This is a genomic window from Yaniella soli, assembly GCF_054782375.1.
Window position 1 is genome coordinate 13223 of sequence record NZ_BAAGSP010000014.1, and the last position, 26166, is coordinate 39388.

Annotated in this window: 27 protein-coding genes and 1 riboswitch; of the genes, 8 read left to right on the plus strand and 19 right to left on the minus strand. The window is 57.2% G+C overall.

The genetic code is table 11. The features are described from left to right. The first annotated feature begins 114 nt into the window (after positions 1–114). The 5 genes from pyrE to ACYVJT_RS08715 are packed head-to-tail and all read left to right on the plus strand — an operon-like array spanning position 115 to position 3066. Complete coding sequence (gene pyrE, locus ACYVJT_RS08695) at positions 115–675, plus strand: orotate phosphoribosyltransferase (RefSeq protein WP_343956805.1); 561 nt, start codon at positions 115–117, stop codon at positions 673–675. A gap of 47 nt (positions 676–722) precedes the next feature. Next, entirely contained in the window at positions 723–1031 is a 309-nt protein-coding gene (locus ACYVJT_RS08700; RefSeq protein ID WP_343956806.1) for a hypothetical protein, read from the plus strand. Then, complete coding sequence (locus tag ACYVJT_RS08705; protein WP_343956807.1) at positions 1028–1669, plus strand: TrmH family RNA methyltransferase; 642 nt, start codon at positions 1028–1030, stop codon at positions 1667–1669. Before ACYVJT_RS08700 ends, ACYVJT_RS08705 begins: the two co-directional genes overlap by 4 nt. Positions 1670–1708: 39 nt before the next feature. Continuing rightward, complete coding sequence (gene fbaA / locus ACYVJT_RS08710) at positions 1709–2731, plus strand: class II fructose-bisphosphate aldolase (protein WP_343956808.1); 1023 nt, start codon at positions 1709–1711, stop codon at positions 2729–2731. Further along, on the plus strand, positions 2731–3066 hold the full coding sequence (locus ACYVJT_RS08715; protein WP_343956809.1) for a YqfO family protein: 336 nt from the start codon (positions 2731–2733) through the stop codon (positions 3064–3066). Before fbaA ends, ACYVJT_RS08715 begins: the two co-directional genes overlap by 1 nt. Here the strand turns inward: ACYVJT_RS08715 and ACYVJT_RS08720 are convergent. Beyond that, positions 3063–3605 (minus strand): heme-binding beta-barrel domain-containing protein, encoded by a 543-nt coding sequence (locus ACYVJT_RS08720; RefSeq protein WP_343956810.1) that lies wholly within the window; start codon positions 3603–3605, stop codon positions 3063–3065. The genes ACYVJT_RS08715 and ACYVJT_RS08720 overlap by 4 nt on opposite strands. Positions 3606–3660: 55 nt before the next feature. Here ACYVJT_RS08720 and ACYVJT_RS08725 point away from each other — a divergent pair, with 55 nt between their 5' ends. Beyond that, on the plus strand, positions 3661–3849 hold the full coding sequence (locus tag ACYVJT_RS08725) for a hypothetical protein (RefSeq protein ID WP_343956811.1): 189 nt from the start codon (positions 3661–3663) through the stop codon (positions 3847–3849). A 36-nt stretch (positions 3850–3885) separates the two neighbouring features. On the opposite strand, the gene ACYVJT_RS08730 is transcribed toward ACYVJT_RS08725, so the two are convergent. From ACYVJT_RS08730 to ACYVJT_RS08760, 7 genes are all read right to left on the minus strand, one after another. After that, on the minus strand, positions 3886–4761 hold the full coding sequence (locus ACYVJT_RS08730; protein ID WP_343956812.1) for an Abi family protein: 876 nt from the start codon (positions 4759–4761) through the stop codon (positions 3886–3888). A gap of 462 nt (positions 4762–5223) precedes the next feature. Then, positions 5224–6330, minus strand: coding sequence for an SDR family oxidoreductase (locus ACYVJT_RS08735; RefSeq protein WP_343956874.1), 1107 nt, complete (start codon positions 6328–6330; stop codon positions 5224–5226). Positions 6331–6337: 7 nt separating this feature from the next. Further along, the gene (locus ACYVJT_RS08740) at positions 6338–7114 is read right to left on the minus strand and encodes an OBAP family protein (RefSeq protein ID WP_343956813.1); all 777 of its coding nucleotides are present in this window, start codon (positions 7112–7114) and stop codon (positions 6338–6340) included. A gap of 70 nt (positions 7115–7184) precedes the next feature. Further along, positions 7185–8111, minus strand: coding sequence for a MetQ/NlpA family ABC transporter substrate-binding protein (locus ACYVJT_RS08745; protein WP_343956814.1), 927 nt, complete (start codon positions 8109–8111; stop codon positions 7185–7187). A 157-nt stretch (positions 8112–8268) separates the two neighbouring features. Then, positions 8269–9168, minus strand: coding sequence for a MetQ/NlpA family ABC transporter substrate-binding protein (locus ACYVJT_RS08750; RefSeq protein WP_343956815.1), 900 nt, complete (start codon positions 9166–9168; stop codon positions 8269–8271). Between the two features lie 44 nt (positions 9169–9212). Continuing rightward, the gene (locus ACYVJT_RS08755; protein ID WP_343956816.1) at positions 9213–9893 is read right to left on the minus strand and encodes a methionine ABC transporter permease; all 681 of its coding nucleotides are present in this window, start codon (positions 9891–9893) and stop codon (positions 9213–9215) included. After that, positions 9890–10894 carry a methionine ABC transporter ATP-binding protein gene (locus ACYVJT_RS08760; protein WP_343956817.1) on the minus strand — a complete coding sequence of 335 codons (1005 nt, stop codon included), beginning with the start codon at positions 10892–10894 and terminating at the stop codon, positions 9890–9892. Before ACYVJT_RS08760 ends, ACYVJT_RS08755 begins: the two co-directional genes overlap by 4 nt. A gap of 125 nt (positions 10895–11019) precedes the next feature. Between ACYVJT_RS08760 and ACYVJT_RS08765 the strand changes: the two genes are divergently transcribed. Together ACYVJT_RS08765 and ACYVJT_RS08770 are read left to right on the plus strand one after the other, a co-directional pair. Beyond that, a complete protein-coding gene (locus ACYVJT_RS08765; protein ID WP_343956875.1) occupies positions 11020–11418 on the plus strand; it encodes a DUF3151 domain-containing protein in 399 nt (132 codons plus the stop codon). A 323-nt stretch (positions 11419–11741) separates the two neighbouring features. After that, positions 11742–11835: riboswitch (SAM riboswitch) on the plus strand. A gap of 283 nt (positions 11836–12118) precedes the next feature. Next, complete coding sequence (locus ACYVJT_RS08770; RefSeq protein ID WP_343956818.1) at positions 12119–13342, plus strand: acyl-CoA dehydrogenase family protein; 1224 nt, start codon at positions 12119–12121, stop codon at positions 13340–13342. 49 nt (positions 13343–13391) lie between these two features. Here the strand turns inward: ACYVJT_RS08770 and ACYVJT_RS08775 are convergent, their stop codons facing one another. From ACYVJT_RS08775 to ACYVJT_RS08825, 11 genes are all read right to left on the minus strand, one after another. Continuing rightward, complete coding sequence (locus ACYVJT_RS08775; RefSeq protein WP_343956819.1) at positions 13392–14732, minus strand: LLM class flavin-dependent oxidoreductase; 1341 nt, start codon at positions 14730–14732, stop codon at positions 13392–13394. Between the two features lie 38 nt (positions 14733–14770). Further along, positions 14771–16042 carry an acyl-CoA dehydrogenase family protein gene (locus ACYVJT_RS08780; protein WP_343956820.1) on the minus strand — a complete coding sequence of 424 codons (1272 nt, stop codon included), beginning with the start codon at positions 16040–16042 and terminating at the stop codon, positions 14771–14773. Continuing rightward, the gene (locus ACYVJT_RS08785; protein WP_343956821.1) at positions 16039–17730 is read right to left on the minus strand and encodes a dipeptide ABC transporter ATP-binding protein; all 1692 of its coding nucleotides are present in this window, start codon (positions 17728–17730) and stop codon (positions 16039–16041) included. Before ACYVJT_RS08785 ends, ACYVJT_RS08780 begins: the two co-directional genes overlap by 4 nt. Then, positions 17727–18596, minus strand: a complete 870-nt coding sequence (locus ACYVJT_RS08790) for an ABC transporter permease (protein ID WP_343956822.1) — start codon at positions 18594–18596, stop codon at positions 17727–17729. Before ACYVJT_RS08790 ends, ACYVJT_RS08785 begins: the two co-directional genes overlap by 4 nt. Positions 18597–18612: 16 nt before the next feature. Next, the gene (locus ACYVJT_RS08795; RefSeq protein WP_343956823.1) at positions 18613–19593 is read right to left on the minus strand and encodes an ABC transporter permease; all 981 of its coding nucleotides are present in this window, start codon (positions 19591–19593) and stop codon (positions 18613–18615) included. Beyond that, the gene (locus tag ACYVJT_RS08800; protein WP_343956824.1) at positions 19590–21350 is read right to left on the minus strand and encodes an ABC transporter substrate-binding protein; all 1761 of its coding nucleotides are present in this window, start codon (positions 21348–21350) and stop codon (positions 19590–19592) included. Before ACYVJT_RS08800 ends, ACYVJT_RS08795 begins: the two co-directional genes overlap by 4 nt. A gap of 561 nt (positions 21351–21911) precedes the next feature. Then, on the minus strand, positions 21912–22289 hold the full coding sequence (locus ACYVJT_RS08805; protein ID WP_343956825.1) for a type II toxin-antitoxin system VapC family toxin: 378 nt from the start codon (positions 22287–22289) through the stop codon (positions 21912–21914). Beyond that, positions 22286–22528 (minus strand): hypothetical protein, encoded by a 243-nt coding sequence (locus ACYVJT_RS08810; RefSeq protein ID WP_343956827.1) that lies wholly within the window; start codon positions 22526–22528, stop codon positions 22286–22288. The genes ACYVJT_RS08805 and ACYVJT_RS08810 overlap by 4 nt, the downstream gene beginning before the upstream one ends. A gap of 192 nt (positions 22529–22720) precedes the next feature. Then, the gene (locus ACYVJT_RS08815) at positions 22721–24094 is read right to left on the minus strand and encodes a plasmid pRiA4b ORF-3 family protein (protein ID WP_343956829.1); all 1374 of its coding nucleotides are present in this window, start codon (positions 24092–24094) and stop codon (positions 22721–22723) included. A 13-nt stretch (positions 24095–24107) separates the two neighbouring features. Next, positions 24108–24362, minus strand: a complete 255-nt coding sequence (locus ACYVJT_RS08820; protein ID WP_343956830.1) for a PspC domain-containing protein — start codon at positions 24360–24362, stop codon at positions 24108–24110. Positions 24363–24384: 22 nt separating this feature from the next. Then, the gene (locus ACYVJT_RS08825) at positions 24385–26097 is read right to left on the minus strand and encodes a choline/carnitine O-acyltransferase (RefSeq protein WP_343956831.1); all 1713 of its coding nucleotides are present in this window, start codon (positions 26095–26097) and stop codon (positions 24385–24387) included. Between the last annotated feature and the right edge of the window lie 69 nt (positions 26098–26166).

Sequence of the window (26166 nt, forward strand, 5' to 3'; positions counted from 1 at the left end):
CTTTTCGTGAATGTCGTATAAAACTGCTATTCCGTACTGTACCCGAGCGTCCTTGAGTGTTGAGCGAATGCAACCATCGTTCAACGACGGTTTCGGCAACGTAAGATGGAGTCCATGACCCATGATCTCAAAGCCGACCGTGCCCGGCTCGCTGAACTGATTCGCGAACTTGCCGTCGTGCATGGAAACGTCACGTTGTCTTCCGGGAAGGAAGCCGACTATTACATTGACCTGCGCCGCATCACCCTGCATCACGAAGCCGCGCCATTAGTAGGACGGGTCATGCTGGGCCTGTTAGATGAGGCGGGTATCGAGTTCGAAGCCGCCGGTGGACTGACCATGGGTGCTGATCCCGTCGGCACCGCGGTGATGCATGCTGCCGGTGACCGGGCGATCGATGCCTTTGTGGTGCGCAAAACCCAGAAGGAACACGGCATGTCACGCCAGGTCGAAGGTCCCGGCGTGGACGGTCGCAAAGTCGTCATCCTGGAAGATACCTCGACGACGGGCGGCTCCGCGCTGACCGCCGTGGACGGTGTGCGCAATGCGGGCGGGGACATTCAAGCCGTCGCCGTGATTGTCGACCGTGACACCGGCGCGGCAGAACACGTCGCGCAAGAGGCCGGTGTGCCGTATCTCTACGCATTCTCAAAAAACGAGCTCGGACTCGACTAAAACTCAGGTTCTCGCAAGACCGAGCGTCTCTCAATGAAAGGACCCTTGTGGCCACAACGAAACCCGAACCAACAGCAGGCCTCGTCGTCACCGGCATGATCGGTGGATATGTTGCCGCCCGTGTCACCAAAGTTCGTGCCCTGGGCGGCATCGTACTGGGTGCAGCCGGTATTGCCGCAGGACGCCGCTGGCACCGCGCCTCCGGTCCCGGGACCACCGCACTGTTGTCGACCGTCTACCTTGGTGCCTTTGGGGCATCCCATCCGCTGGCCAAAAAGCTTGGCTCTTGGCCATCCGTGCTCGCCTGCACGGCCGCAGCTGCCGGTGCCGCCTGGGCACTCAACGACAAACAGTGACAACAGAGCACCGCGAGACCGGTTGGGAAGATCGCGAAGTCGGCGTCGGGCCCTGGGAAGGCCCTTGGCCCGAAGGGGAGCAGTGGGATCCTGAATTACTTGCCGAAGGTGACCGTCGCAACGTAGCCGACCACTACCGGTACTGGACGGTCGATGCGATCGTCGCGGACCTCGATACCCGCAGGCATCCGCTGCACATCGCCATCGAAAACTGGCAACACGACTTCAACATCGGCACCGTCGTCCGCACCGCAAACGCATTCAACGTGGCCGGCGTACACATCATCGGCAGGCGTCGCTGGAATCGACGCGGGGCGATGGTGACCGATAAATACATGCACGTGCACCACCACCCAACCGTCGAAGCATTCCTCGCCTGGGCCGACGCAGAATCGCTGCCCGTGCTCGGCGTGGATCTGTTCGAAGACTCTGTGCCGATCGAGACGTTCGACTTCCCGCAGGCTTGCGTCATGGTCTTTGGGCAAGAAGGCCCGGGGTTGTCGGAAGCAATCCATGCGGATGCTCAAGCCACGTTGTCGATTGCCCAGTACGGTTCAACACGCTCGATCAACGCGGGCAGCGCGGCCGGTATTGCCATGCACGCCTGGGTCCGACAACACGGCGGTTCCGTTCGCTAGACTAACCACAGTTCTAAGTTTCATATCCAAGGAGCTTTCATGGCATTTGCCACCCCAGATCAATACGCCGAGATGATCGACGCCGCCAAGACCGGCGGGTACGCGTACCCTGCGATCAACGTGACCAGTTCACAGACACTCAACGCAGCGCTGCGTGGATTCGCAGAAGCCGAATCCGACGGCATTATTCAAGTTTCCAACGGTGGGGCAAAATACTTCTCCGGCTCCAATATTAACGACATGGTCACCGGGTCGCTGGCGTTTGCCGCATTCGCCCGTGAAGTGGCCAAAAATTACGGTGTGCGCATTGCCATCCACACCGACCACGCGATGCGCGACAAACTTGAGGACTGGGTTATCCCGCTCATGGATGCGTCGGCAGCCGAGGTCAAAGCCGGGCGCGATCCGATCTTCCAGTCGCACATGTGGGATGGTTCGGCTGAAACCGTGCCTGAGAACCTGCGCATCGCCGAGCAGCTCCTTGAACGTACGGCCTTCAATAAGCAGATCTTGGAGATCGAGGTCGGTGTCGTCGGCGGTGAAGAAGACGGCTACGCCGCAGAGATTGATGACAAACTGTACTCGACCGTCGACGATGGTCTGGCGACCGTCAAGGCGCTGGGTACCGGCGAAAATGGCCGCTACATTACCGCGCTCACCTTCGGTAACGTCCACGGCGTCTACAAACCAGGTGGTGTGCAACTGCGTCCGGAACTGCTCAAAGAGATTCAGGATGCTGTAGGTGCGGAACTCGGTCAGGATCGCCCGTTTGACCTGGTCTTCCACGGTGGGTCCGGCTCATCGGAACAAGATATTGCCGATGCGGTGTCATACGGCGTGATCAAGATGAACGTCGATACCGATACCCAGTACTCGTTCACCCGTCCGGTGGCCACCCATATGTTTGAAAACTATGACGGTGTGCTGAAGATTGACGGCAACGTCGGCGATAAGTCGCAGTACGATCCACGCGCGTGGGGTAAGGCCGCCGAAGCCAACATGGCCGCTCGTGTAGTTGAGGCCTGCCAGAACCTTGGCTCCGCTGGAAAGTCGTTGAAATAATGGCTGACTCCAAATGGGTGCAGATCAGCATCTACGTGCCAATGGGTAATGCCGAGGACGTGCGCAACGCACTGGAGACCGCTGGTGCCGGACAACTCGGCAATTACCGCGGGGCATCATGGTCCACGACCGGTGTTGGACGGTTCACCCCCATGCAGGGCTCCCAGCCGCGCATGGGAGCTGTCGGCGTGCCATCCGATGTGCCCGAACACAAAATTGAGGTACTGGCTCCTCGCGAGATTGCTCGCAGCGTGGTCGAAGCCGCCATCGCTGCCCACCCGTATGAAGAGACCGCCTACTTCGTCACTGAAGTGTGGATGGTCGAAGACCTCTAAACGGTTTTGTACAGTTCACTGCTCAGATGCTGTTGCATTTCTTCGCCCATTGCCGCCATATCGTATTCGGTGTACACCGAGGTCCGGTGGGTGTCGAAAACATAGTGACGCATGGTGTGCTCGACCAGCTTTGCGGTGGTGGTATTGCGCACCTCCGAATAGCCCAACACCATCGTCAGGCTCCCGTCATCATTGGCGGTGGCAGTGCCTTCTAACAGTTCGGTTTGGCCCGTAGGCTGAGCCAACACAAACTCCATATGGCCACTTTCTTGTGGCCGCAGATAGCCAACTTCGGTGTGCATGGCCACGCCGTCAGAGTTGGCTGTTCGCTGTTCGTAGCGCAAAAACGGTTTGCCCTCGGTCGCGGTAAACGTAATGGTTTCCCGGTAATGGAAGTCATCCAAGGTCGGATACTGGCCGTGACCGTGGCCCTCCCAAGTACCGATCAGAAATTCGTATGGTGCTACAAGCTCATGCATAGTCATGGCCCCATTAAACGCCACCGACGACGGTGTTGCATACAGTTCGGTGGTTGCCATTGATCCCGCGAAGTATACTGTGCAACACCCGTTACACTCCCGAGAGGAACTCGTCATGGAAATGATCCCTTGGTTCGCATGGATCGCGATCGTCGCCATCATCGTGTGGGGCATGGTGATGATCTTCGGCAAAAGCTCAAATATGTCGAAATACGCTGACCGTGATGAAGAGTGGCAACGCGACATTGACTCCCTCAGGCGCCGCATTGAGGATCTCGAAGCGCAGTTGTACCGCCGTGGATAACAGACGAGCATCGGGACTGATTTATCGGTATAGAGCTCAGTTTTGGTTATCGAGGGGGCTTTGAGGCTGCGCGAGCCCGTGCCAGAAAGCAGATGCTCGAGAGTGTTGTTGTACCAGGGTCGGTAGGAGAGGTTCAGAAACTCGACTACGCCGCGAGATATCATCGAGCGAAGCGATGATATCGAGAACAGACCGCTGATGGAACTGTCCCGCCAGACGTTTTACCTTCTTACGTACGTTGTTCGGTGTAGGGCCGGCGTCGAGAGCGGAATGATGCCAGAGTCGATTATGATGAGCGCACCTATTACGTAGATATACCAACGCTCTTATTCGATATGGGAACCCACCTTTTGCAGCGCCAATACTTTCGGCGACGGCACCTGCGAGTGTTCCACTTGCTCCGCGTTCGATCGCTTTAGAGAGCGTCCCGAAGGACCATGCTTCGACCGCTGACCAGACTGGTAACCGGCTGTAGTCAATGCTGCGATCGACATCGCCTTTATAGCGCAGGATGTGGCGCTCTCTACTGCGGTCGATGTCGCGCAAGCATGCTTCGACAGTGGTCTCACGGTCTTCTATATCGGTGTAGAAGTCCTGCCGAAGATAGCGTCCATACGGGCCATATTCGTGGGCAATAACGCGGGCTACATGAGTGCGCAATAAGAGTTCCACTTGTGTCAGTGGCACTATTAATGCCATTCGTAACGCTTCGTCCGCGTCGTAGATATCGCGGATATTCGAGAATGTGGTGCCTGGGTGGAATGAGTTATCGCCTAGATGAGGAGCGCGCTGGAAGTAACGCATATACCCTGAAAAACGATAATAGTTCGTGGCAGTAAGAAAGGTCTGGCACTCCGCGTGATCTTCGATCACGAGACCACGGTTCTTTAGGAGCTGTATTTGCTCTTCCACAGAGAGACTTGGCTTCACAGATACCCCGGAAAGAAAAGAGGCCCCTCCCATTTGAGCTTTTGTAAGAGGCTTGGGAGGGGGTCGATTAACTTCAGAATAACACAGCGCGCGCACCCGGTAAATCATTCAAGCTGCTCTGTTGCGATATCAATCTCGCAGCATAACTCAAACCGTCGATACGTGCTCGTGAGCAGGGTGAACCTTACTTTTTCGTGGCCTGCCCACTAGGCCCAAGTAGTATTGAAGTACGAGCGGTAATCATTGTACTTGGGGGAATCGTTTCTCAATCGCAGTGGCCCCGGTGGAGCGGTAAAAATTCCTCTGTATCGCTTCAATGAGGCTCCACGCGTCGAAGATCGTTTCGTCGCGATAGGTGGAAAGACTGTTTCTGGGGCACTGTTTCGTGCCCGCACCATACTCCTGGACATGTCCTGGGAGCGACAAGCACTGAGCGAATTTAGGTCATTTCCCCGCTACACGTTTCGCTGCGAGACCTGCAGCGCCGGCGCCACCCTTTGCTGCGGCTTTCACCGCCTTCTTCCCAACAGTTTTAACTGCCTTTTCGCCAGGTAGACGAGGCCGTAGCTTATTCGCGACAGCAACGCCGGCAACACCGGCTCCGGCGGTCCCCATGATCAAACCGACGCCGATGATCTTGCGTCGTGCCGACCGGCGCTTGCCGTTCCAACCACCGTGCACGGTATCGGTATCGGCTGTCAGTGATTCATACAGGTTTCCGGACGATGGAGTGGCGGCTTCTTTCCGCGACAGGTGGGATTTATCCGTTTGAATGGCCATCATCCGCTCGGTCTTCTGTGGTGCAGCTCGGTGTTGTTTGACGATGAGCGCCGCACCGGGGCCTACGGGCACTTCGGGTTCGGGTTTAGTCGCGGCTTTCACCATGGCTTTGGCGATGCGTTCCGGTGGGTACACCGGAGGCATAGCGCGAGCTTTGCGCCCGCTGTAATTCGCCGCACGACCAAACAGCGGGGTATCAACGCTTGGCGGAATGACGTTCACCACGTGAATATTTTTCAAGCCATCGAGCCACAATTCTGAACGAAGGCTCACGGACAACGAGCTGGTTGCCGCCTTCGACATCGAATAGGCGGCGGTGTACGGCTGTGGCACATTGGCAACCGCCGACGACACGTTGATCAACACCCCGCGTTTTTGTTTTCGCATGGTTCCCAGTGCCGCACGGCTGCCATGCACATACCCCATCACATTCGTGTCGAGTACTTGTCGGATATCCTTCGTGGGGACCGTATCCACCGCACCGAATAAGGTGACTGATGCGTTATTGACCCAGACATCAATGCCACCGAATTGCTCTACAGCCTGGCGTGCAAGCGTGTTGACAGAAATTTCGTCGGAAATATCTGTGGGTACCGCGAGGGCGCGCACCTTGTGTTGTCGAACTTCTTTGGCGGCTTCTTCGAGTGCTGTTCTGCCGCGGGCGGCTAGCACGACATTGCTTCCAGCTTTCGCGAATCGTAGCGCGGTCGCACGGCCGATGCCACTGGATGCACCGGTGATCACGACGGTTGCGCCTTTGAGTTTCTTCATCGACAAGTTAATTGCCTCCTTGTCGGGCTGATGGGCGTGTGAATTCTACCTGTTCTATTCGCATTTGTACCGACTGTCCGGTTTCCCAAGCGTTGGCACCGGCCAGCACCGCGGGGTTGGGTATGTCGGCTCTGTTGTTGCGCTTGTCTGACGTCGAAATGCCGAGCCTACGATCGCGTGTCTGGAAGAGCTCTTCGTCGGCTTGGCCGTCATCGGTGAAGCCCATCATCAGCTGCGGGATGCCGTACGGGAAGTCTTCTTTGTCGTATTGCCACGTGTGGAATGTCTTGCCGTACGTCGTCACGAGGTCTTCGAAATACGAGTGTTCGGCAAGCTCCGGTACGCCCGGTGCCACGAGGGCGCCAGACTTTACCTCGTAGTGGTGACTGTGCCACAGACGTTTTTCGTCCTCGGGGAGATCACGAAAGCGCTCTTGACTGATGATGTATTCGATTCCAATCAGCCGTGCGTCGGGCTCGTTGCTGTCGAAGATCACGCACTGGTGCAGGTCATGACGCAGGTGAATGCAAAAGTGTGTGGCTTCGACTTGCCGGCCCATATCGTCGGCGTAGAAGTGGAAGCCGTTGAGATACGTGCTCATGGCATCGAGTGGATATTTGGGTTGCAGCAGATTAGAACTGACGTCCAGCATCCGATGTTTCGCTGGGTGTCCCTGACTGATCTTGGCGGTGGTTGCTACTTTGCGCCCAGCAATAATGCCCGCTGCGGTCGCCGCACCAGCAGCAACTCCAACACCGATACTTTTCAGATAATTGTGTCCCATGGCGCAACTCTACGTACTGAGCACACCGGCGAAAACAGCTCATCAACATCACGGATCGTCGCTGGAGTGATTACTCGCTGTCGGATTGTTCAGTGTCATCGCCTTCGGGCGCGTCTGACTGGCCGGCAGGGATGATCTCGCCTTCTGGCCAGTTTTCTTCGATGTAGGTGGCTACCTCGTCGGAGTGTAGTAGTTCATCGAGCCGCTGGATGGCTTCGTGGTGTTCGTTTGAACTATTCCAGACCAGAATGCTGGAATGTGGTGAGAGGTTCACTCCTTCGACCAACAGGGCGTCTTCGATGTTGAGTTCTGCCTGGTCAAAATGTCGGGCGTGGATGATCACAGCGTCGGTGGCGTTATCCTCGAGCTGCTGATCAAGCGCATCCGTATCGTATTCTTTGAATTGTAGACCCGATGGGTTCTGCTGATCCGAGAGCTCTGCTGGCTTTGTATCCCTCTCAATGTCAGATAGTAGCCTGTGCGCCTCGAGCAATCGTAGAGCACGGTACTGATCCGCTGCCACCGAGGTTATCCCGATGGTCGAGCCCTCGGGGAGGGCCTCGATGCGGTCATACCGACTCGAAAACAGCGCGTAGGGAGCAATATGGACACCTGCGCCATAGGAAAAACTGTAACCGTTTGCGTTGACGTCCTCGTTGAGTGCTGGGATGTGTTGTACGAAATTTGCATCCAATTCACCTGCAGCAAGACGGCTATTCGCTATCTGATGATCGGTCATTTCAACAATTTCGAGTTGCAAGCCCTCGTCGCGGGTCAGATCATCAGCTAGAAATTCGAGGATGTCACTGTGTGGTTGGGGTTTCGCCCCGACGGTCAAGGTGGTGAGGTTTGCGTCGCTCGAAGACGGTGAAGGGGAGGCGGAAGGCGTCGTAGTACTTTGCTCGCTGGCGCCGCATGCAGTCAAGAGTAATGACGTGAAGATCGCGGTCATGCCGAGCATGATCCGACGGTTTAACCTACGGGATGTGGTAACCATATGAGCTCCTGATACGGTCTTCGGTAACCTTCGGCAACTGTAGATGTATAGGCCAACGTTAAGATCGGATGAGCCAATTTGAAATGGTTAAACAGCTGCGTGGCACCCACCAATTTCAGGTGAATGCCACGCGGCGCTGAGTTATACGAGCCCTTGGCTACTGTTGATCAGCGTCATCGCCGTCGGTCGCGCCTGACTGACCGGCGGGGATGATCTCGCCTTCGGGCCAGTTTTCTTCGATGTAGGTGGCTACCTCTTCGGAGTGCAGCAGTTCATCGAGCTGCTGGATGGCCTCATTGTCGTCAGCCGAGGAATTCCACGCCAGCACGTTGGCATACGGGGAGTCTTCGGCTTCCTCAACTACAATCGCGTCATCAACGTTGAGTCCGGCTTGGAGGAAGTAGTTGCCATTGATGATGGCGGCATCGATGGATGGGTCATCAACAACCTGGGCAAGGATCTCGGGTGGGTTCTCCTCGAACTCCAAGCCCATTGGATTCTGTTCTTCGGTCAGCGTCAGCGCGGCCGATTCACCATCGATGTCCTCGAGTAGTCCCGCTTCTTCGAGCAGCATCAGCGCGCGTGGCTGGTTGCCGGCATCCGAGGTAATACCAATGGTGGCGCCTTCGGTGATGTCGTCGGCGGAGTCGTGCTGACTGGTAAACATCGCGTACGGCTCGATGTGCACGCCCTCGCCGTGTGAGATTTCGTAGCCGTGATCTTCGATCTGCTGTTCTAAGAAGGGCACGTGCTGGAAGTAGTTGGCATCCAGGGTACCTTCGTCCATCTGACGGTTTGGCAGCTGGAAGTCATCAAACTCGACCACTTCAATTTCCAGTCCGGCATCAGCGGCCAGTTCTTGGGACACGAAGTCGAGAATCTCAGCGTGGGGGACCGGGCTTGCGCCGACTGACAGCGTAGTGACGCCATCGTCGTTGGCGGTTGGCCCTTCGGCGTTGTCGTCCGAGCCACCGCAAGCGGCAAGAACCAGTGCGGAGGCGGCAGCCAGACCGGTCAAGGCCAACGCGCGTGGCCGGCGTGAGGATGAGTTAAACATAAATGCTCCTGTGTAGTTTTCTGTAAGGCTATTGCTGGACCGGCTCAGCGGTGATCGACCACTTCGACAATCTTGTCGCCGATCCACTGGATCAGTTGGACCCCGATGACGATGACCACGATGGTGACGACCATAATTTGAGGATCATAGCGCTGATACCCGTAGTTATAGGCCAGACGGCCGAGACCGCCACCGCCGATGAGCCCTGCCATAGCCGAATACCCAATCAATACCACAATGGTATTCGTGATCGCAGCAATCAGACCCGGAAGTGCCTCCGGGAGGAAAACTTTCGTCACAATCTGGCTGTTCGACAGGCCCATCACCTGGGCGGCATCAACGGTTCCCGTTGGCACTTCACGCAGCGAGGTCTCGACCAAGCGTGCAAAGAACGGAGCGGTGGCAATGGTCAAAGACACGGTTGCCGCAATGGGACCGATCGAGGTGCCAACTATCCACTGGGTGAACGGGATCAGTGCGACCATCAAAATCGCATATGGTATCGAACGCGTAATGTTGACGATGATCGACGACAGCAGCGCATAGGTGACGCGCATCGGGGCCAGTCCGCCGGGACGGGTGATGTGCAGAATAATGCCGATGACCCCACCGATGATCACGGTCGCGACACCGGAGATGCCGACCATGACCACGGTATCCCAAATCGCTTCGGGCAATGCTGTTTCCAGGGCGCGGTTGTTCAGGAGTTCTTCAAACCAGTTCATACCTGCACCCCTTCCTTTGCGCGAGCGCGCTCACTGTATCCGTGACGTGCAAGCGTGGCTTCAATGCCGGTGATGTTAATCTGCTCAGCCGAGCTGATGGCCAATAGATAGTGAGCGAACCGAGTATCACCCAGGGTTTCAACATTGGCGGCCGTGATGTGCACGGTCACCGGATTTTCTTCGGCGATGTGGGAAGCAATCGGTACGTTGACCGCATCTTGTTTGCCCACAACTTCCAACACCAAATCTGCGGCAGCCAGTTCATGTGTCGGCAACGGCAGCAGTGCGCGAGACAACCGGGAGTTGACCTTGCCGGCGACCTCAGCGAGTTTGCCCGACTCCAAGATTTTGCCGTCATCCAGCAGCGAGACCGAATCGCACAGTGTCTTGACCACCGACATCTCGTGAGTAATCACCACAACGGTCAGATTCAGACGGCTGGAGACCGAACGGATCAGTGTCAGAATCTCGTTGGTCGTGGCCGGATCCAATGCAGACGTCGGCTCGTCACACAGCAGGACGTCCGGATCCGCGGCGAGTGCACGCGCGATCCCCACGCGTTGGCGCTGCCCACCCGACAGCTGCGCCGGGTAGGTGTCTTCCAGTCCACTCAATCCCACGAGGTCGATGAGCTCCTTGGCCCGGGCGCGACGCTCGGCCTTATGAGTTTTGACGATTTCCAGAGGCATCGCGATATTGTCGGCCACGGTTCGTGATGAGAGCAGGTTCGCGTGCTGAAACACCATACCGATGCGACGACGGGCGTTGCGCAATTCGGTATCGGTGACGCCGGTGAGATCCTGGTCCCCGACAATCACCTTGCCCTCGGTTGGACGATCCAGCAGCGTCAGACAGCGCACGAGGGTCGACTTCCCCGCGCCCGAACGGCCGATGATGCCGTGAATCTCGCCGTCGTCGATGTCCAAATTGATGTTATCCAAGGCGACGACATCCCTGGCGGGTTGCCGATACACCTTTGTCAGCTCTCGAACGGAAATCATGGGATCCTTTGCCACATTTGGTTGTTGACTCAGTATAAACACTGGCAGACTAAGAGGGCTTAGACATTGCTATTTTGGCTTCTCGGAAGGAAACACTCTTGTCGTCACTGCTCGGTAAAAATCTGATGGAACCGGACCCAACACTGCTGCCGGAAGAACCGGAAGTACAGGCTCGCTACGAGGCGGGAGACCTGCCCGAGGAGATCGCACAGCGATTCCCGGATTCCTCACTCGCCTGGGCGCTCGCAGCCGAAGACGCCTGGGACGACGGCCGCACGCTCGAGTCCTACGCCTATGCTCGCGTGGGTTATCACCGTGGCCTCGATTCACTGCGCGGTGCCGGGTGGAAGGGCGCTGGCCCTATCCCGTGGGACCACATCCCAAATCGCGGTTTCTTGCGGGCTCTCTACTCGCTGGGTCGTGCCGCCGCTGCGATTGGTGAGACCGACGAGGTCGATCGCATCACGAAATTCCTCAATGACTCGGATTCATCAGCAGCCGAGCAGATCGAGGCTGCGAATTAGGCGGGATGTTATGGCCGTAAGGTCGTCCGCATTTTAGGTAAAGCACTGGCCGAGCAAGGGCTTTCCTTTCGCCAAGACACCTAGCTGATCAGGTAAACCGTAGGGTCGCATCGTCTGCGCAACGTGGTACGGCTCTACGGTTTTCCCATACGCTGTACTAGCTGGGAAAATCATTCTGAACCTAAGCAATGCAGCAATATTGCGATCTTCGGAACGCACAGCGGTGTAACCCAACTTGTTTAGCACAACATTACGTGGTTTGAAGCAGACCACAGAGCACGCATGGTGCTCGAAATGGTTAACCAGGTAGAGTCCAAAACACATAACCATCCAGAGCGGCTGAGAGATCTGGCTCCATGATGCCGCAGCAACCCTCCGATTACCGGGTAAGGGTGCTCACGCCAGGACCGATGGAGGATAGAACCCATGATGTCGTTACCTTATGTGTATGCGGGTTTACACGCTACTGTTACAAAAATACTCAGCGGGTTGAAAGCTGTGATGCCTCGGGACATCGCCGCAGGCCAGATGCCGGTTGAGTATCGGACAGCTGCCGCGTAATAACCCGTCGTGTACCGCGGTAGGCCCCGTCGACCCGCAGATGAAGTTCTTGGGCGCAATACCGTCATCAATGGCTGGTGCATTCGGCGTCAGAAAAACACTCCGAGTGGCACCAGCGCGCTGAAATGAGTAGAACAATATGACTTCGAAGAATTATCAGGCGCTCGCAGAGCAATACGCACCACTATTTGCTGATATTGCACGTGGTGAACGTGCCAGAGAAACCGGACGCCATCTGCCACTGATCCCCATGCGTCAACTCAGCGCCCACGGGCTGGGAACACTCAGTATCCCGGAACACGAAGGTGGTGATGGCGCAAATTATGAGACGGTCCTGAGGTTGCTGATGGATCTAGCAGCCGTGGATGCCAATCTGGCACACATATGGCGCAGCCATCTGGCATTTGTTGAATATCTGCGGCTGGTGCCAGACTCGACGGTTCGAGCTCAGTGGTGGAAACGTATCGGGGATGGTGACTGGGGCGGCTCCGCGCTGTCCTCCCATCACGAGCCGACGAAAGATCAGGACACCGTAGTCACCCGAGATCATACCGGTACGTTACGCATTACCGGAGCCAAGTTCTACACAACCGGTACCTTGGCTTCAACGTGGACGGTCGTAAGTGCCACATTAGAAAAGAGCCTGGCCGAAGCGCAATTGCGACGTCGTCGACGGAGCGGTGCAGCTGGACTGTCTCTAGACGATGTGGCTGAGGGGTTGGTCGTGGTCCGGGTGCGTCAGCCTCGAATCCAGGTAAAAGATGACTGGGATGGTTTCGGTCAGCGAATGACAGCAACCGGAACGCTGCAGATGCGCGATGCCGGTGTGGAAGCGCTGTTGGACATTGATGGACGGTACACCCGGGTCCCCATATTTCATGAGGCTTCACTGGTTGCTTTGCTGGCAGGAATCGGCCGGGCAGCATTACGTGACGGGGTTGCTCAAATGCGCGGGCGTACCAGGGTGTTCAACACTTCCACCGGAAGCATTCCTCGCAACGACAACCAAATGCTGGGCATTATCGGTGAGTTGTCAGCTCAACTGGCGGCTACCGAAGAACTCGTGCGGGCCATAGGCCGTGAACTCGATACCGATAGATTAGATGAGGCAAGACTGCTTGCTCAGCGTGCCAGTGTGATGGTGCCCAAACTGGTGTTGGATGTGTGTACCCGAATTTTTGACACTCTCGGCGCTTCCGCTACCTCGACCAGTTGGGAGCTGGACCGGCACTGGCGCAATGCCCGCACCCTAGCGACCCATGATCCTGCTGTGTTTAAAGCACGTATGTTAGGTGATTGGGAAGTTAACGCTGCACAACCAACACCATTTATTGCCACGAGTAGCGGTCACCAACAAAGCTAGGTGCTGCACCAGGGCCGGCACCACCAGTCAGGCCCAAACCACACAAAATTTAGCCGGGAGTGGTCACTGAAGCAAAAGCCCCGCGGTATTGGGCTCCTGGGTGATTCGCCGGGAGGCGGTCATGACCAAAGATCTTCTTTCGTAGAGTTCCTTCGGCGTACTCGGTTTTGGCCAGGCCTCGACGCTGCAGAACCGGCAACAGTTTCTCATTGAATTCGTCATAACTGCCGGGTAACCGCCAATTGATGAGGTTAATTCCGTCTACGCCCGCTTCCTGCCACGCTTCGAGTCGGTCTGCGATGTGTTCTGGGGTGCCGGCCACGTATCCTCGACGGATGCGGCCGTTTGCGAGATCAGCAAGTGTAGGTTCACGGTGGGGAGTGGCCCGACGCAGCCATTCCACATGGGCCTGACCACCATTATTTGGGATGTCAATGAGACGCGTATCGTCAGGCAACCGGGATCCGTCCGGCAGAATCCCCAATGCTGCGTGTGTCAAAAACCCAGTCACCGACGCGTACTCCAGGTAATCCTGTTCTTTTGCTTTCACATCTGATGCTGAATCGCCGATGACTAACGACAGGCCCTGAAAGAATTTCACGTCGTGCGGGTTCCGACCAGCCTCAGCGATTTTGGCGCGCGTCCGATCAATATGGTCCTTGGCCACGGCTGGGTTGGGGGTGACAATAAATTGGCACTCAGCATGTTGGGCTGCAAACCGGATGCCGCGCTCCGAACCGCCAGCCTGGAAGAGCAGCGGTGTACGCTGTGGTGATGGTGACGGAAGATGGGGCCCCTCAACTGTGTACCGCGGTCCGTGATGGAAGATTTTGTGGATCTTTGCCGGATCAGAAAAACGACTTCCAGCCTTGTCTTGCAAGAGGGCTCCTTCGTCCCACGAGCCTTCCCACAGTTTGTAGACCACCTCAAGGTATTCATCGGCCCAGTCGTACCGTGCGTCGTGTTCGACCAGGGCATCTAAACCGTAATTCCGTGCAGCATTTTCTTGTGTGGAAGTGACGATGTTCCACGCGACGCGTCCTGCCGACATATGGTCGAGTGTGCTGAGCTGCCGAGCAAAGTTGAAAGGGTGGTTCTGCATCACATTGGACGTGGTAGCCAGTCCTATGTGCTGAGTTACTGCAGTGAGTGCACCCAGCAGCACCGTCGGATCATTGGACGGAATTTGTAATCCTTCGTGCGCATTATCTACATACTGTCCGCCTGCTGGTCCGTAGAGTCCAGATACATCGGCGAAGAACATCGCATCGAACAGACCTTCTTCGAGGGTGTGTGCAAGTTCTAACCAAAATTTCAGGTCGTTGAATTCGGACTGCCGGGCTTCTGGATGCCTCCACTGTCCGTGTTGGATATGGGATCCAGTATTCATGACAAAAGCGTTATAAAGTAGTGGGGTTTTGGCTGTGCTCACAGTTGGTTCTCCTGGGTAGATGTTGGGTTGTCAGTGGAAGGTTCAGAGAAGGTAGCGTCCGTTGGCTGCGCGGCGCCGATGTACACGGGTGCGATCCCGGCATCTGCGGTGAGTCGTTGTTGACCAATTTCACGGGCACGATAGGTCAGCGGGTTGTGGCTACCGAGCACCCTGGCGTTGCGCCAGTGTCGGTCCAACCCACGGGACTGTGAAGTTGCTGAGGCGCCACCCACTTCGAATAATTGTGTACTGGCGGCCAGCACTTGCTCAACAACGACAACTTGAGCTTCCGAGGTGACCGTGTCCAGTTCCGCAGTATCTTCGATGAGGCCATCAAGCTGTTCGGCCCGGGCAACGGTGGCATCTAACGAGTTGATGGCGACGGCGAATGCCGCCTCTACGCCAAAAATACGCGAGGAGATACGGCCCACTGCTTCTTGAATGAGCGGGTCGCGCTGGGGGCTAGAACCCACCCCGTGAGCAAATGTTCTGTTGCGGCCTCGTACGTATTCAACTGCATCGCGTCGCACAGCTCGGCCAATCCCGGTGAGCGCAGCTAATAATACAAGTTGTACGAAGGACGTTAGAGTGCCAGGGCCTTCCTCATTTCCGGGTGGCTCGATGTTGGAAGGATCGACTGCCACGCTCGATAAGTGCGTGGTGCCGGAAGCAGTCAGCCGCTGCCCAAAACCGTCCCAGTCATCTACGAGCTCCACGCCGGGATCGTCTCGATGGACTGTCACCCTGCGCGAGGTACCGTCAGCGAGATCAGCGGCTACTTTGATCCAGTCCGCGAAGAGACTGCCAGTGCTGTAATATTTGGTGCCATTGAGATACCACCGACCGTCCCGATGCTCCAGGCGGGTTGAGTTCGTGCCTGGTTTATTGCCTTTTTCTGTGGTGGCATTACCGAAGATTTCTCCGGCCACAATGCGGGGAAACCAGCGTTGTTGCTGGCTGCGATCAGCTCCCCGCAATTGCTGCACCGTGGTGAAGTGCGCTCGCAGAGCCTGGACGAGGTTCGGATCCGCCTCCCCGAGGCGGGCCAGCAACAAGAAGGTGTCTGTAAGCGATGCGCCCAAACCCCCATATTCAGTGGGGACCCGAAGCGATGTGAAACCTGATTGCGCCAGACGCTGGATTGCGTCATATGGCAGCGCACGATTGGTCTCTCGTGCAATTGCACCGGAGGCGATTTCATCAAACACGGGTTGAAACGTGGCCGTAAGCTCGGCAAAACTTGTGGTGGGTATAAATGTTGTGGTCACTGGTGCCCTTCGGTTGTTGTGGCCAATCGCGGTGCTGAGGCTAATAGCGATCGGGTATAGGGATGTGTCGGGTTGTTGAAGACTTCGTGGGCGCGTCCGGCTTCCACCACGGTGCCCTCCCGCATCACGATGATTTCATCGCTGACATGTTGGACGACGCCCAGATCATGGGAAATGAAGAGGTAGCTGAAACCAAATTCACGCTGCAGTACATCCAAAAGGTCGAGGACTTGAGCCTGAATCGATACATCCAGGGCCGATACCGGTTCATCGCACACGATAATTTCGGGACCGGACGCTATCGCGCGTGCAATGGCGATGCGTTGGCGCTGTCCACCGGACAGATTCTGGGGACGACGGTGCAGGTGGACAGCTGCGAGCCCGACGGTTTCAAGTAACTGCACGAGCTCGTCGCTGCGGTCGGCCCGTGATAACTTCCCACCATCGATGAGCGCATCCGCCAGGATCTGTTCGACGGTCCATTGGGGGTCAAATGAGCCCAACGGGTCCTGATAAATGGCGGCGATGCGTCGTCGGTCGGGTCGGCGCTCGCGTTCGGCAAGAGCGCTCCATTCGCGACCGTTGAATCGCACTGACCCGTGGTCGGGTCTGGTGAGTCCCAACACCAAACGGGCAACGGTACTTTTGCCCGAGCCGGATTCTCCTACAATGCCCAGGGTGGTGCCGCGCGTCAGCGAGAAGGAGACATCATCGACGGCGACACGGGTGCTGCGGTCCGGGTTGTGGTAGATCTTTCGCAGCTGTGTTCCGACCAGCAAGGGTTCGGTGACTTCCGTGTCAGCGGCGGATACGGTTTGTGCTTGTTGTTGCGACGTGATCATGGCGTATTGACGTTCCGAAATCGTCACCGCATCTTCGGCGAGTCTGGATCCGCGGGGTCGGTCTGTCGGGACGGCTCCAATGAGCCGTTGGGTATAAGGGTGCTGCGGGTTGCCTAACACCTCGGCGCTGGGGCCCGTCTCAACTATGTGGCCTGCTTGCATCACGGCAATCCGATCCGCCAACTGCCCAACAACGGCAAGGTCATGGCTGATCAGCAATAGTGCGGTGCCGTGCTGCTGATAGTTCGTCAATAAGTCGAGGATCTGTTGCTGCACCGTGGCATCCAGAGCGGTCGTTGGCTCATCGGCGACCAGCAGGGGTGGGTCCAGTGCGATTGCCGACGCGATGAGTGCGCGCTGGCGTAGCCCACCGGAGAGATCGCCGGATCGTTGGTGTATGCGCTGTTCGGGCTCGGGGATACCGACATCGGTTAATAGCTGCAGGACACGTTGGGTGCGCTGGGCTTTGGAGAGGTTTGTATGAATGCGAAGTGCGTCGTCGATTTCGCGACCGATAGGGCGCAGTGGATCCAGAGATACCAGTGCGTCCTGGAGAATGTACCCAACCTCGGCCCCTCGGATGCGCCGCCATTGACCTGCGGTATTGTGCAGCTGGTCGACCCCGCCGAGTTCGACTGCATCAGCGGTGATGTTCGCGTTGGCGCCGGTGAGCCCGACGAGTGTGCGGGCGGTGACAGATTTACCGGAACCGGATTCTCCGACGACGGCGAGACACTCGCCAGCCTGAATCTGAAGATCCACGTTGTGCACGACCAGCGCGTCGTCGTGCTGACCGGAAAATGCTACGGAGAGATTCTGGATGTTGGCTGCTAGTGGCTGATTCATGACCGTTCTTTCTGACGCTGTTGGAGACTGTGTCCCAGGATGGTGGTCGCGGCTGCACTGAGGACGATGAAGATCCCGGGGAAGAGAGTGATCCACCAAGCGATACTCATATACCCGCAGCCGGCAGCCAGCATGGCACCCCATTCGGGGGTGGGAGGTGTCGCGCCGAGGCCTAGGAAGCTCAGCGACGAAGCCCAGACAATGGCTTGCCCCACGCCGAGTGTCACCAGCACAAATAATGGGGCCGCGACGTTTGGGAGGACGTGTCTGCGAATAAGGAAACCCTGTGAGTGGCCCTGCACCACAGACGCTTCCACGTAATTCGAAGCCCTGATGGAACGCACCTGTGATCGGATAATCCGTGCATAGCCAGGTGCCGTGGACAGCCCAACCGCCAGTGTTATAGCTATTTCACCGGGGCCCAGGATGGTAATCACCAGCAATGCCAGCAGCAGGCTCGGGAACGCGAAGAGCACTTCGAGCACACGGTTGACCCCGAAATCCACGACCTTCGAACCCCACCCGGCAATGACCCCGAGTACTAGTCCCAGCCCTACGCCAATGACGGTGGCCATCAGACCGATGGATAACGAATTCCGCGCGCCGTGAATAACGCGGGTAAATACATCTCGACCAGATTCATCCGTACCGAAAGGATGTGCGAACGTCGGACTAGCAAAAGCGTTGGCCGGTTCCATGGCGAGCGGGTCACCGGAAGCGATGATCCCCGGGGCAATGGTCGCTACGATCAGGAAGCCGACCACCGCGCTCGGTATCACAATGGCCGGCCGGAACCGTCGCCGGCTCGCGCGCTGGGGCGGTTTGACCTCGACCGGGGTTGGTGTGGTTTGCAGGGTCTGTGTCATGGAATTACCTTTCGATTTAGACGCCGCGGAGCCGCGGGTCAGCCAACCGCTCGGCGAAGTCGCTTAAGAGCGTGACGACCACGTAGATTGTGGCGATCAATATCACCACGCCCAATACGACGGGTACATCTCGCACAATCACGGCTTCTAATAGCGTTCGGCCAAGTCCTGGCCTGGCGAAGACGGTTTCGACAACTACTGCACCACTGATGAGTGAACCGAACGCCCATCCTGTGAGATTGATTCCGGGTAGTGCTGCGTGGCGTATGGCGTGACGCATGCTCACCCCGATTTCTGTCTCTCCGCGCGCTCGCGCAGACAACGCGAAAGGAGAATGCATGGCCGTGACCATCGATTCGCGCATCGCTTGGCCGAGGAACCCGGCCAGCGGGACGGCAAGAGTGACCACCGGCATAATCAGGCTTGGCACGCCCGGTGCCCCTGACGTGGTCGGAAGCAGCTGGAGATTCACGCTGAAGATCAGGATGAGGATAGTGCCCAACCAGAAATGCGGTACGGCCGCCGAGACGATTTCTAAAATGTTGGCCACGACTGCAGCGGTACGGCCGGAGCGGACTGACCACAGGGCCAACCCAAGGGCAAAGACCCAGGCCAACATCAGTGCCAGGGCGGCCAGTAATAACGTATTGCCCATCTGCTCGCCCAGAACCTGTGCCACAGGCTGGCGTAATTGGTAGGACTCTCCAAGATCGCCGACCACCAGGTTCAACAGGTAGGCGCCGTATTGCACCAGGACGGGACGATTTAATCCGTGCAGTTCGCGTGTCTGTTGCCGAACCTCTTCGGTGGCATTGGCCCCCGGGCCGCCGAGTAGTGCATCCACCGGGTCACCGGGCACCAATCGCAGAGCGAAAAACGCAATGGTTGCCACGGCCCACAGCACGAAGATCGCACCCGAGATGCGGGTGAGCATCCAGCGGACCGTGGTCAGGGTTTTCGTTTTGAAATCAGATATGGAGATGTGTGCTGTGGTCATGTTCGGTCCAACCATGTGTCATAGAAGGTGGGCATACCTAGTGGCGAGATGAGCCGGATGCCGTTGACATCGGCGCGGAAACTGAGTCTGGTTTGCTGATCGAAGATTGGCAGGTTGAGGTACTGGCCGTGGACGGCTTCCTGCGCTGCGACATAGGCTTCTTCGCGTTCTTGCGTATCGCCGGTGACCGCAGCGGTGTGCAGGAGCTCGTCTATCTGCTCAGCTTTCGGCCCTTCGAGTCCGTTACTATTGGCGTGGTAGCCGCCTTCGACGATCGAGGGGATATTGGCGGTATCGTGCGTGAGATTCAAAACCGCGGGGGAGTTTTTGGTGTAGTACAACGGGATCAAGTTGTAGTCCCACGCATTGCGTCGTTCTGTGTAGGTCGATGACTCTTCCTGATCGATGATCAGTTTGAACCCGATGTCTTTGGCGCTGGCCTGAAATTGCTCCAGAACAGCCACGGGGACCAGCACCGAATCCGTCTGTAACACGACGGCCGACAGCTGTTCGCCGTCTTGTATTCGGTAGCCTGATGCGTCGCGTTCCGTCCAACCGGCTTCATCCAGCAAAGCATTAGCCCGGTCAACATCCCGGCTAAAGATCTCCGGCTGCTGGTGGTTGTATTGCGTGATCGAGCTGAGCACTGAGTCTGACCGATCAACGGTGTCGAGGAAAATACTCTTCAGCGCAGCATCTACATCTACCGCACGGGTGAACGCCTCACGGACCCGGACGTCGTCGAACGGAGTTTCCGTGGTGTTGAACGCCAAATTGACGACATGTCCCGGCCGCGACCCGATCAGTGTTTCCAACGATGGATCCGCATCGGCGACGATGGCATCCTGGGGCTGCACGACGTCGATGACATCTACTTCGCCGGACTGTAAAGCAGCAAAGCGATTCGCATGGTCGGGGAGGAACCGCCAGATGATGCGGTCCAGGTATGCCGGGCCGGTACGTTGGGCCGAAGGCGCAGGCGTATGATACTCGTCGTTACGAACCAGCACGATCTGACGCTGCTTGTCCCACGACTCCACTTTGAATGGACCGGTGCCGACCGGAGATAAACAGTTCTCCTCCATACCCCGAGCTAGCGCCTGTTGCGATTGGATGGGCACCCATACCTGGGCAAGGTGCTCCAACATGGCGTTGTCGGGCTCCGAAAGGTGCAGTCGTGCGGTGAATTCGTCAACGAATTCTACCGAGTCAACCTTCTCCACGGCCAGGATGGCTGTGCTCGACAGTGTCGCCGGATCCTTGATGTACTCGATGTTCTTCTGGATGGTCTCGGCGTTGAGTCGTTGACCGTCTGTGAACGTCACGTCGTCTTTGACGGTGATATCTAGAGCTAACCGGTCTTCGGACCATTCCCAAGTCTCGGCTAACCACGGCTCAATCTCGTTATCGTCATTTTGAAAAAAGAGGGGCTCAAGATACTGAGTAGCCACCAGAGCTTGGGGGACGTTGCCGTTCATGATCGGGTCGAGGCACGGTGGCTCCACGTCACCAGTTGCGTAGGTGAGCGTTCCGCCGACCTGAGGCTCGCCGCTTGTTGGTTCGCCGGTTTCGACGTTGGGGGCACAACCAGTAATTGACAGGAGTACGGTCAAGGAAATACCCAGAAGAGTCGCTCGTGGTTGTTGGGTAAAAAACCGGGTCAACTGAAGCAGTGGAGTCCCGCCCGATGTGGATTTGTCTTCAAGAAGGGGCCCGTCGGTGGGATTGCTCTGCTGAGCGATTTCGTGACGTTGCAATTGATCTCCTGTGCGAATGTACGTAGCAGGTGGATGTGATCTATTGAACGTATCGAGCAGCTGGAGTCTGGGCCAAAAATCTCGTCATATTGGTGGATTGAGAAGGAACTTCGGGCCACACATCGTGCCGAAGTGGCTTTTATGACGGGATGTGGCATTCGTGACGTCACATTCTTGAAAAGCGTGGAACCAGTCTGAATACCTGGAGTTTCGGTCCTGTAAACTTCAAAGTGGCCTTGTGGCAAGAGGTGTCCCCGTGTTCGCGCTCATCAGGTGATTGCGGCCCTCTTGTCAGTTGACTAATACATCACCGTCGGTCAACCCAGCTGATTTCTCGATGCACGATTGCTGCACTGATACCTGTTTGACGGCCAAGCTCGGACAGCGTGAACTCGTGGTCAGGGTGGCCTAGCTTCTCTGCCAGGAGTGCGCCAACCGAATCTGACCGAACGTTGCGGTTGTAGTTTGGCGCGGGGTACTTGGTGGCGTGACATCAGCCAGCATGTGGTCTTTAGAGGTAAACCAGAAGGCGTAACCCATGACTGCCCGTAGAGCGATTGCCTACAACAATTGGACCGTGCATTCGATGCCCGGAGCGCGGGCCAAGCGGGCATCCGTGGTCAGAAGGGCAGTGGCGTTAGTCTTTTCTGCAAGGGCGACATAGGTGGCGTCGTAGCCGCTGAGGTTGTGTCGCAGGGCCCACATCCGCGGCCGAAGCCAGTCTGCAGGATATCTTGTGATCGTAAGACCACTGAACCCCTTCATCGCGAAGCCGCCCTGTTCTTCGGTAAGTGCGTGGCGGCGGACGAGACCCCGCAACACATGTGTGACCTCACTGTCGATCAGATGGGGCGCCGCGAGTTCTTCGTCGCCCAGAAGATCAGGATCAAGGCCGCCGACAATCAGTTCGACGACCACCCCGGCGTCCACGACTCTCATTCGTCACGGCCCTCATGGAGCACGGACAGAATCGTGTTGCGATCTACCGGATCTGGGACCTTCTTCTGAATGCTGCGAATGGTCGCGCGGTTGTCCCGTGCGATCTGTGGCAACCGAGCCAGATGCTCAAGTTGCCCAAGCATGTACTGGGTCAGCGAGAGTCCTTTGGCTCTTGCTGATTCAGCGAGTGCATCGTGCACATCATCAGGTACACCGCGGATCTGTATTACTTTGGGCATGCTTCAATTCTAGCTCAAATGGGTGCAGAGTGCACCCACTGCTTCATTGGATCGCACGAGGTGTTTCGTGGTTCTTATGCACCACTGCTGCGCTGGGATTTGTTCGACGGCCCAGTCCGGACGTTGTGAAATCGCAGTCAGTGTGTCCTAGCGTCTCTGCCAGAAGAGTCTCCAACCGAGTCTTCACAATGCTCATTGCACCCTTGATGCGGGCTTCATGCCAAGTAGTGCTGCGCGCGCGATTTCTGCTGCGGCAGGACTGACTGTGCTTTTAAACCAGAGACGTTCATCTTTCGGGGCGATGTACCACAGCAAGACAGTTTGCCACGAGCCCTGAAATACCACGTCGTGTTTCTCCACGCTTTCGTCGTTTACGCGCCAACCGGAAGCGGTCATCACATTCGCGACCATATCCAGGTCGAGAGCACCATCGGATGTAGCCGCGAAAAGGAGGGCGAGCAGGGCTGCATCGTGGGCGAAGTTTCGGGATGCAGTCTCACGAGGCAGTAGGCGACGCGCGATGTGATTCCACAACAGTGGCGGAACTTCCAGCCCGTCCTTGCCCGCCTTCGTGAGCACCAAGTCACCCTTGTATTTTCGGACCAATCCCACGTGTTGTAGTGCCGCACGAAAATCCATGACCTGTAACATTTTTGATTCGCCACCGGTCGAGAGTTGGAAACCCCAGAGTCCAAGCTCTTGGCCAATCCGGTAGGCGATTTTTGGTGGAAGGTATCCGGCACTGGTGAGTTTGACACCGGTACCAACTTGATCCAAGAACAGTTGCACAGCACTGAGCGACTCGAGCCGAGCTGCTTCGTCGGGGCGTATGTCTTGATCATCTGCTGCTTCGAGTTTTTGTAAGCGACTGGTGATTTGATGTCGAGCTTGTGGGTCATAGCAGTGGTCAAGAATGGCTCTGAATTGCGGAAACCGCAGGAGTTGCGCGTGCTCCGCCTCCGCGCTTTCAGCAAGGGCAGGGTTCGACCCTGCGGGTGCGAAACCTGGAGGAGTTTCAAGCCAACTGCCAATGAGCTCATTAGTGGCCTCGAGATCGAAAAACGCCGGGTCCTTGAAGAATTCGGCCAGGTACTCCGCGTCGCTGATGCCGCCCGAATCTTCCGGAGGTGCTGCACGTCGACCGTTGGTGCAGACCACGGTGGGATCGTCGGGCAACGCACGGCGGACTTTTTCGAGTCTGATTTTTAAGTGCCAGCTATCGCCGTAGTCGTAGAGATATTCCAGTTGATCGTCGATTTCTTGCAGTGTTTCGTCGAGGCGAACGTTGTCTACAGGGGTGCCATCGCCGCCGTCGGCTACATCAAATTCACACAGGAAAAGTTCACTGTCCCAACCGAACGGATCGCCGAGGGAGAATCGATATAAGTGTGCGTCCTCCCAACCGAATGCTCCCTGAATCACGCGATGCAGTGTCCAGAGATTCACGTCGGATCGTATTTCGAGGCGTCGCCAGATGGGAGGTCGAGCATCGGCTACGTCGATGCGCAGTTGGAAGATATGTGTCTCGGAAAGTGGGTCACGTCGTTTCTTTGGGCGTGGTGGCATATCGATAAGCATGTCAGTGTGCCGGTGGACGATTGGTCAGCAGCCGCTCCAGGGGGATGCTCCCGTCCCGCCATGGAGTCACAATCCATACGATGACGTAGAGCAACACACCAAGTACGGGCAACAGGAATGACAAGAGCACCAACAGTCGGGCGATCCACACGTTGATATTGAACCGGTGCGCGATCCCTCCTGCAATGCCACCGAGGATTCGTTGTGGTCCGCGCCGGAAGTCAATGCGGCGGATCGAATTGAATAGAGAGTTCATGTTCTCGAGGCTACGCGAATTCTCAGGCTGAGTGAATGGGGTCGATCGACGCGATGAAGTCGTAGAGCAACTCGGCAGCCCGCTGCAGGTTGTGCTGGAACGCTTCGGCCTTCGGTGTGCCTTCAACCCAGGTGATCAAAAATTCTGTGCCCCCGGTGACGGTGGTGTAATTGACGGCGAAACCATCGTCTTGCATCGGCGCGAACAGGTAGCGCATGATGACGTCTTGATTGCCCATCGTTGAGGTGGCCAGGAAGTTTTCGCGTGCCTCGGTGTTTTCAGTGAAAACCTGTGCGTGCGCGCCACCGAGCTCTGTGCCGATGTGTTGCAGCATGAAGAAGTGCCGGTCGAATGCCTGCCCCGATTTTGCGGCAATGACCCATTCACGATGAGCGGCTAGTGCCGCGTTGAACTGGGTTTGCGACGGGCTGCCATTGACCAGGTTGGTGACAAAATGGACAGCTTCGAGCGTGACGGGCCGAATGACCTCGGTGCGGCCGGCGCGAAAGTGTCGCATATCGCAGGCCTGATAGTGGGCGCGGATGGTACCGAACGTGAGCTGTTGGGCGATCATCGAGATCAGCTGTGCTCGAGCATCGGCACTGATCTCGAATGGTAGATGCTGGTCGCGCCGGACCAACACCCGCTCCGCTCGCATCATATTCGCCTTGGCGTGGTACTCGGTGAGATCGTACTGGGCGTTGGTCCAGGTCAACTCGGTCGCCTCGGAAAGCTGCGCGTCAGACTGGGTATCCAATGCGGTCAGATCGACCTGTTGCATTCTCGCAACCGCTGCAGCTAAGGTCCCGCCATCTAGTGCCGTGTGGTCCACACTGGCGGTGAGCATGTTTGTATCCAGCGAGGCCTGGTAGCTGATGGGCTTATAGACCCACGCATTGCCGGGATGAAAAGCCCAACGCTTCAGGGTGTAGATGTCATCCTCGGCATTGGGATCCAGCGTGATGGTGAACAACATGTTCGACAACCGGTCATAGACGTCGCGGTTTTCGTGCTGACGCCAGGGCGGGTTTTCTGCCAGTACGGCTGAGCCCAGTGCGGAGAATCCGGCGAAGCTGTGTTTGGCCGGCTGGGTTTGCGCAAGCACGTAGTGCACCGAGGCACGCAGATGCTCTGTGTTGAGGAGCTTGCCCTCGGAGCCCGTTAGCGGCACTTCCCACATGCGACCCAGGTGCAGGATGCCGATGCTGCAATAGGTTGCGCCACTGCCGGCTCGCGTCCACAAGTCGACGTCGGCCGCAGGGGTGCGAATGCCGCCGTTGAAGTTGGCCCAGCCATCCATCGACATCCGCTGACCGCGTGCATTGACTTCTGCCGGGGTGGCCCGTTTGGCCTGCAGAATATGGATACTGCCGATGCGCTGGAGGAGTTCCACGACGCGGTCGACACCCGTGGATTCGGTGGGCAGGTTCAGCTGGAACGTCACACTGGTGTTGAGCAGCAGTGGCTCGCGGTCGCTGAGGTAGCTTGCCAACCACTGCTCTGCCATCCAATTGGAACCTGTTTCGGCTGTGGCTTCCGCGTATTCTTCCAGGGTCTGCTGCAGGGCTGGCGCCTGACCGATCGCGAAGTCGGCGATGGCCTGATTCACGTCTGCCTCCCCGGCAGCATCCAGGACCGCGGCCGAAGTTTTGCGGTACCGTTCAAGCGACTCATCGAGGCGGGGGACCGGCAGCACCGGTAAATCCGTGGTCAGATGATGCGGGTAAGTTCGCACAACAGCTCCCTTAAAACGGTTTGGGCGATGAGTCACAGTCTACTCGTGTCGCAGGTCCGTCATAGGGAA

What these genes read in the sequence shown, in the direction of transcription:
- pyrE (WP_343956805.1), top strand. Translation starts at nt 115, where the DNA reads ATGACCCATGATCTCAAAGCCGACCGTGCCCGGCTCGCTGAACTGATT.
- fbaA (WP_343956808.1), top strand. Translation starts at nt 1,709, where the DNA reads ATGGCATTTGCCACCCCAGATCAATACGCCGAGATGATCGACGCCGCC.
- ACYVJT_RS08715 (WP_343956809.1), top strand. Translation starts at nt 2,731, where the DNA reads ATGGCTGACTCCAAATGGGTGCAGATCAGCATCTACGTGCCAATGGGT.
- ACYVJT_RS08720 (WP_343956810.1), bottom strand. Translation starts at nt 3,605, where the DNA reads ATGGCAACCACCGAACTGTATGCAACACCGTCGTCGGTGGCGTTTAAT.
- ACYVJT_RS08725 (WP_343956811.1), top strand. Translation starts at nt 3,661, where the DNA reads ATGGAAATGATCCCTTGGTTCGCATGGATCGCGATCGTCGCCATCATC.
- ACYVJT_RS08735 (WP_343956874.1), bottom strand. Translation starts at nt 6,330, where the DNA reads ATGAAGAAACTCAAAGGCGCAACCGTCGTGATCACCGGTGCATCCAGT.
- ACYVJT_RS08740 (WP_343956813.1), bottom strand. Translation starts at nt 7,114, where the DNA reads ATGGGACACAATTATCTGAAAAGTATCGGTGTTGGAGTTGCTGCTGGT.
- ACYVJT_RS08745 (WP_343956814.1), bottom strand. Translation starts at nt 8,111, where the DNA reads ATGGTTACCACATCCCGTAGGTTAAACCGTCGGATCATGCTCGGCATG.
- ACYVJT_RS08750 (WP_343956815.1), bottom strand. Translation starts at nt 9,168, where the DNA reads ATGTTTAACTCATCCTCACGCCGGCCACGCGCGTTGGCCTTGACCGGT.
- ACYVJT_RS08755 (WP_343956816.1), bottom strand. Translation starts at nt 9,893, where the DNA reads ATGAACTGGTTTGAAGAACTCCTGAACAACCGCGCCCTGGAAACAGCA.
- ACYVJT_RS08760 (WP_343956817.1), bottom strand. Translation starts at nt 10,894, where the DNA reads ATGATTTCCGTTCGAGAGCTGACAAAGGTGTATCGGCAACCCGCCAGG.
- ACYVJT_RS08765 (WP_343956875.1), top strand. Translation starts at nt 11,020, where the DNA reads ATGGAACCGGACCCAACACTGCTGCCGGAAGAACCGGAAGTACAGGCT.
- ACYVJT_RS08770 (WP_343956818.1), top strand. Translation starts at nt 12,119, where the DNA reads ATGACTTCGAAGAATTATCAGGCGCTCGCAGAGCAATACGCACCACTA.
- ACYVJT_RS08775 (WP_343956819.1), bottom strand. Translation starts at nt 14,732, where the DNA reads ATGAATACTGGATCCCATATCCAACACGGACAGTGGAGGCATCCAGAA.
- ACYVJT_RS08785 (WP_343956821.1), bottom strand. Translation starts at nt 17,730, where the DNA reads ATGAATCAGCCACTAGCAGCCAACATCCAGAATCTCTCCGTAGCATTT.
- ACYVJT_RS08790 (WP_343956822.1), bottom strand. Translation starts at nt 18,596, where the DNA reads ATGACACAGACCCTGCAAACCACACCAACCCCGGTCGAGGTCAAACCG.
- ACYVJT_RS08795 (WP_343956823.1), bottom strand. Translation starts at nt 19,593, where the DNA reads ATGACCACAGCACACATCTCCATATCTGATTTCAAAACGAAAACCCTG.
- ACYVJT_RS08805 (WP_343956825.1), bottom strand. Translation starts at nt 22,289, where the DNA reads ATGAGAGTCGTGGACGCCGGGGTGGTCGTCGAACTGATTGTCGGCGGC.
- ACYVJT_RS08810 (WP_343956827.1), bottom strand. Translation starts at nt 22,528, where the DNA reads ATGCCCAAAGTAATACAGATCCGCGGTGTACCTGATGATGTGCACGAT.
- ACYVJT_RS08815 (WP_343956829.1), bottom strand. Translation starts at nt 24,094, where the DNA reads ATGCCACCACGCCCAAAGAAACGACGTGACCCACTTTCCGAGACACAT.
- ACYVJT_RS08820 (WP_343956830.1), bottom strand. Translation starts at nt 24,362, where the DNA reads ATGAACTCTCTATTCAATTCGATCCGCCGCATTGACTTCCGGCGCGGA.